The sequence below is a fragment of the Inquilinus sp. genome, from assembly GCF_057815775.1.
In genome coordinates this window covers 1-4,938 of the sequence record NZ_JBYRFX010000690.1, presented here as the reverse complement: position 1 = coordinate 4,938, position 4,938 = coordinate 1, and the positions used below count along the sequence as shown (strand labels likewise).

Genomic DNA, 4,938 nt, shown 5'->3' with positions numbered 1-4,938 from the left:
TCGGCCTGGCCACGCTCGGCCGGCGGGTCGACATGGTGGCGGGGCGGCTGACCGTGCTCGGCACCCTGCCCAAGGCCGCCACCGCCCCCGAGCTGACCGCCTGGCGCGACGCCGGCGGCAAGCTGCGGGTCGACCAGCTGGCGCTGCGCTGGGGGCCGCTGCAGATCGACGCTGGCGGTACGCTCGATCTCGACGACAAGCTGCAGCCGCAGGGCACGCTGACGGCGAAGATCCGCGGCTACGGCCCGGTAATCGAGGATCTGCAGAAGGCCGGGCTGGTGAAGGAGCGCGACGCCGGCTTCGCCAAGGTCGGGCTCGACCTGATGGCCGGCCAGCCGGCGGCGGACGGCACCCGCACCGTCACCGCGCCGATCACGATCGCAAAGGGCAAGGTGTCGTTCGGCCCGATGCAGGTCGCGAAGCTGCCCGAGGTGCGCTGGGCGCAATAGGCGGACGCGTTCCAGAATCCCTTTCCACTGTCTTGCCGGGCTTGACCCGGCAATCCAGAAGCTGTCGACAGTCTCTAGATGCTCGGATCAAGTCCGGGCATGACAATTGTGGTGAGGGCTGACAGATCCAGCGTTCAGGACAGTTGCCGCGAAGCCCCGAGCCTCAGTCTCCTTCCTTGGTCAGCCGCGCGGCCTTTTCCGGCTCCATCTCTTCCTGAGGGGCGTCGACGACGCCGCGGCGGATGGCGCGGGTGCGGGTGAACCAGGATTCCAGTTTGTCGCCTTCGCCGCGGCGGATGGCGCGCTGCAGCCGGACCAGATCCTCGGTGAATTGCTGCAGCACCTCGAGCACCGCGCTCTTGTTGGTCAGGAACACGTCGCGCCACATCACCGGGTCGGAGCCGGCGATACGGGTGAAGTCGCGGAAGCCGCCGGCGGAGAAGCGGATCACCTCGGCCTGGGTCGCCTCTTCCATGTCCGACGCGGTGCCGACGATGGTGTAGGCGATCAGATGCGGGATGTGCGAGGTGATCGCCAGCACCCGGTCGTGATGCTCGGCGGTCATCTTCTCGACCATCATGCCCATGCCGCGCCACAGCGCCTCGACCTTGGCCACCACATCAGGGTCGACGGTCGGCTCGGGCGTCAGCACGCACCAGCGGTCGATGAACAGCTCGGCGAAGCCGGCCGACGGGCCGGAATGCTCGGTGCCGGCGATCGGGTGGCCGGGCACCAGATGGACACCGGCCGGCAGGTAGGGGGCGATGGTCTTCGCCACCATGCCCTTGACCGAGCCGACATCGGTGACGACGGCGCCGGGCGCCAGCGCCGGGGCGATGGCCCGGGCCAGTCCTTCATAGGCGCCCATCGGGGCGCAGATCATCACGATATCAGCGCCGGCTACGGCCGCGGCCGGATCGGCCTCGACCCGGTCGAGGAAGCCGAGCGCCATGGCCTCGTCGCGGGTTTCCTGCCGACGGGCATGGCCGACGACCTCGCTCACCAGGCCGTGCTTGCGGACGGCGCGGGCGACGGAAGAGCCGATCAGCCCGATGCCGAGCAGCGCCAGCCGGCGGAAGATCGGCGCCTCGGCCTGCTGGGCCACAGTCTCCGGAGTTGCCGCCTCGGAACTCATCGGCCGCGCAGATGCTCGGTCAGCGCCTCGACCACGGCCCGCATTTCTTCTTCGGTGCCAATGGTGATGCGCAAATGGGTCGGCAGGCCGTAGCCGCCCATCTGGCGGACCAGGATGCCGTTGTCCTTCAGATGCTGCCGCGCCGCCTCGGCATCGCCATCGCCGAAATCGACCAGCAAGAAGTTGCCGGACGAGGGCCGCGGCACGAGGCCGAGCTTCTCCAGCTCCGCGGCGGTCCAGCGCCGCCATTCGGCGTTGTGGGTGCGGCTCTTGTCGATGAAATCCTCATCGGCCAGGGCGGCGACGCCCGCCGCCTGCGCCGCGGCGCTGACGTTGAACGGCCCGCGGGCGCTATGCAGGATGTCGGTGACCCCGGGCGAGGCATAGGCCCAGCCCAGGCGCAGCGCGCCCATGCCGTAGATCTTCGAGAAGGTGCGCAGCATCACGACATTGCCGGACCGTTCGACCAGATCGGCGCCGGCGCTGTACTCCGGGTCGTCGATGTATTCGGCATAGGCGGCGTCGAGCGCCAGGATCACATCCGGCGGCAGCGCCGCATGCAGCCGCTCGACCTCGGCCCTGGGCAGCAGGTAGCCGGTCGGGTTGTTCGGGTTGGCCAGGAACAGGATGCGGGTGCGCGGCGTCACCCGCGCCAGCAGCGCGTCGACATCGGTCTTGAGCTCGGCTTCAGGCGCCGCGATTGGCGTCGCCCCGACCGCCTTGGCGGCGATCGGGTACATCAGGAAGCCGTGCCGGCTGTACAGCACCTCGTCGCCCGGTCCGGCATAGCTCTTGGTCAGCAGGGCGATCAGCTCGTCCGACCCGGCGCCGGCGACGATGCGTTCGGCATCCAGGCCGAAGCGTCCGGCCAGGGCGTGGCGCAGCGCATGCGCCCCGCCATCGGGGTAGCGGTGGATTTCGCCGCCCAGCTCGCGATAGGCCGCGGTGGCCTTCGGGCTGGGGCCGAAGGCGCCCTCGTTCGAGGCCAGGCGGATCGGCCGGCCCAGCCGCGGATGCGGCACGGACTTGGCCTCGCCGCCGACATAGGGATCGATGTCCAGCAGGCCCGGGCGCGGACGCGGCGCTTGGATCGCAGTCATGGCGTAACTCAGCTCCGGCGGCCGATGGCAGTCGGCGTGGCGAACCCGGCGATCATGTGGATGCGGGGGGACAGCTCGCCCAGACGCTCGGCCAGCCGTTCCAGGCGGTTGTCGTCGGTGGCGACGAAATCCGCGACCTCGACCAGATGGATGGCATGGTCGTCGACATTGCGCGCCGGCCGGGTCCAGAACGCCACCGGCGGCAGGCCGGCCGCCTCCAGCGTCTGCTTCAGCCGGCTGCGGCTGATGTCGGCGGCAACCTCGATCGCGACCATCGCCCGGTCGTCGCCGGTCGGCTCCGGCGCGATATGGGCGCCGGCCAGGGCCATCGGCTCGTCGCGGTTCCGTTCGGTGACGATGAAGGGCAGGCTGCCGACGATCCGCGGCGTGCGCGGGTCGGCCGACACCAGCACACGCCACCAGGGGTCGCTGTCGGCCTCGACCGGCCAGGGCACCACGGCGATGGTGGCACTGCCCTCATGCACCGCGCGGATCGCCTGGATTGGGCCGGTCACGGCCGTCATCGGCGTGTGGCTGCCGTAATGGTCGCGGGCAATGTCCCACAGGTCGTCGCGGCCATCCGGCGTGTGCACGGCGACCGCGAAGGGCCCCTGCATCCGGGTGAAGCCGGTCATCATCTCGCGCCAGATCCGGGTCAGCTCGGGCAGCGGAAAGGCGCCGCCGTGCCGGTCGGCCAGCCGGCGCAGGATCATGGCCTCGCGGCCCGGGCGCATGGCCGGCTGGTCGCTGCTCTTGGTCGCGGCGATGTCCTGCACCACCCCGGCCCGCTGCATGATCAGGTCGTGGATCGAATCGTCGATTTCGTCGATCCGCGCGCGCAACGAGTCGAGCGTCTGAGGGGTGTCTGGCATCGTCTGAAAAAGGGGCTGGAACCTGCCGGGCAGATGGCGATCAGGTGTAGAACGCGGAGGGGGCGAAAGCAAAGGAAACCTCTGGGGTTTGGCGCATCGGAGGATTGACGCGGCGGAACCCCTGCCTCTAGCAATCCTGTCCCGAAACTCCGGTATGCCGGACGGTCCTAGCCCGGCTCCTCGCCCTCGCGCCGCAGGCCGCCCAAGGCGGGCTGCCCAGCGCCGACCGGCACCAGCACCGGCCGCCGGGATCGGACCTTCTTGCCGCGCGACAGCTGGTAGATCTGCTTCGACGCCTCGACCATGACCGTGCCGGCAACGCGCTGGAACCAGCGGGCGCCAACCTCCTCCCACATCCCGGCGGTGGACAAGAGGAAGCGCGACCGGGTCGGCGGCAGCCACAGCGCCCGCGCCACCCGCTCCGGCACGAACAGGTGCTGGCGCAGCATCTGGTTCAGCTGGCTGCCGGAATAGGGCTTGCCATGGCCGAACGGGGTGCGGTCGGACCGGGCCCACAAGCTGCGCCGGTTCGGCACCACCACCAGCAGCCGGCCGCTGCCGTTCAGCACCCGCCAGATCTCGCGCATCAGTTCGCCCAGCTGCTCGGTCGCCTCCAGCCCGTGCACCAGCAGCACGCGGTCGACCGACATGTCGGGCAGCGGCAGCTCGCATTCCTCGGTCAGCGCCACCAGGCCGCGCCCGTCCGGCGGCCAGTGGGTCACGCCCTGTTCGGCCGGCATGCAGGCGATCACCCGCTCCGCCTCGCCCAGGAACGGCCGCAGGAACGGCGTGGGATAGCCGAGGCCGAGGATGATCTGGCCGCGCGTGTCCGGCCACATCAGGCGGATCTGGCGGCGGACCATGCGGCGCACCACCAGCCCCAGGCTGGTGTCGTAGAATTCGCGGAGATCGATGACGTCGCTGTACATCCAGCCGTCGTTCCAGACCGTTTCACGGGGTACCATAGCGCATTGGCGGCCGGCTGGAACCGGCGTCGCTGTCCGGTCCCGATCCCTTCGCCTGCAGCCTAATGTCAGGAGTCGCTTCATGGCCCGCAAGCCCGCGATCGAGCCAACCCCGCCGCAGCGGGCGCTGGCGGCGCCGGACGCGGCGGCCGCCGGCTATGACCCGGAGTTCCTGGGCCGCACCGTGGCGGTGCCGGTGCTGTCGGCGGCGCAGGACAAGGATGCGGTCCGCGTCGGCGGCACCACCATCATCCGCCACACCCATTATTCCCTGACCGTCAGCAAGGCCCGAAGGCTGGCGCGCTGGGTCGCCTGGAACGTCGATGGCGGCCAGATCAAGCTGCTCAGCCGCCGCGGGCTCAAATTCACACTCGACCCGCTGGTCGACGCGAAATGGCAGATCGACGATGCGCTCTA

The 4,938-nt window shown here is 70.1% G+C and carries 6 protein-coding genes; 2 read left to right on the top strand and 4 right to left on the bottom strand.

All coding sequences use genetic code 11. From position 1 onward, the window contains the following. A partial coding sequence (locus AC3XYG_RS23990) for a DUF2125 domain-containing protein (RefSeq protein ID WP_489142383.1) occupies positions 1 to 449 on the top strand: 449 nt, incomplete at its 5' end. Between the two features lie 163 nt (positions 450 to 612). Here AC3XYG_RS23990 and AC3XYG_RS23985 read toward each other — a convergent pair. From AC3XYG_RS23985 to AC3XYG_RS23970, 4 genes are all read right to left on the bottom strand, one after another. Further along, complete coding sequence (locus AC3XYG_RS23985) at positions 613 to 1,584, bottom strand: prephenate/arogenate dehydrogenase family protein (protein WP_489142382.1); 972 nt, start codon at positions 1,582 to 1,584, stop codon at positions 613 to 615. Further along, a complete protein-coding gene (gene hisC / locus AC3XYG_RS23980; RefSeq protein WP_489142381.1) occupies positions 1,581 to 2,684 on the bottom strand; it encodes a histidinol-phosphate transaminase in 1,104 nt (367 codons plus the stop codon). Before hisC ends, AC3XYG_RS23985 begins: the two co-directional genes overlap by 4 nt. A gap of 8 nt (positions 2,685 to 2,692) precedes the next feature. Continuing rightward, positions 2,693 to 3,556 carry a chorismate mutase gene (locus AC3XYG_RS23975; protein WP_489142380.1) on the bottom strand — a complete coding sequence of 288 codons (864 nt, stop codon included), beginning with the start codon at positions 3,554 to 3,556 and terminating at the stop codon, positions 2,693 to 2,695. A 167-nt stretch (positions 3,557 to 3,723) separates the two neighbouring features. Further along, positions 3,724 to 4,485 (bottom strand): class I SAM-dependent methyltransferase, encoded by a 762-nt coding sequence (locus tag AC3XYG_RS23970; protein WP_489142379.1) that lies wholly within the window; start codon positions 4,483 to 4,485, stop codon positions 3,724 to 3,726. 118 nt (positions 4,486 to 4,603) lie between these two features. Between AC3XYG_RS23970 and AC3XYG_RS23965 the strand changes: the two genes are divergently transcribed. After that, a partial coding sequence (locus AC3XYG_RS23965; RefSeq protein WP_489142378.1) for a DNA/RNA non-specific endonuclease occupies positions 4,604 to 4,938 on the top strand: 335 nt, incomplete at its 3' end.

What these genes read in the sequence shown, in the direction of transcription:
- AC3XYG_RS23975 (WP_489142380.1), bottom strand. Translation starts at nt 3,556, where the DNA reads ATGCCAGACACCCCTCAGACGCTCGACTCGTTGCGCGCGCGGATCGAC.
- hisC (WP_489142381.1), bottom strand. Translation starts at nt 2,684, where the DNA reads ATGACTGCGATCCAAGCGCCGCGTCCGCGCCCGGGCCTGCTGGACATC.
- AC3XYG_RS23985 (WP_489142382.1), bottom strand. Translation starts at nt 1,584, where the DNA reads ATGAGTTCCGAGGCGGCAACTCCGGAGACTGTGGCCCAGCAGGCCGAG.
- AC3XYG_RS23970 (WP_489142379.1), bottom strand. Translation starts at nt 4,485, where the DNA reads ATGTACAGCGACGTCATCGATCTCCGCGAATTCTACGACACCAGCCTG.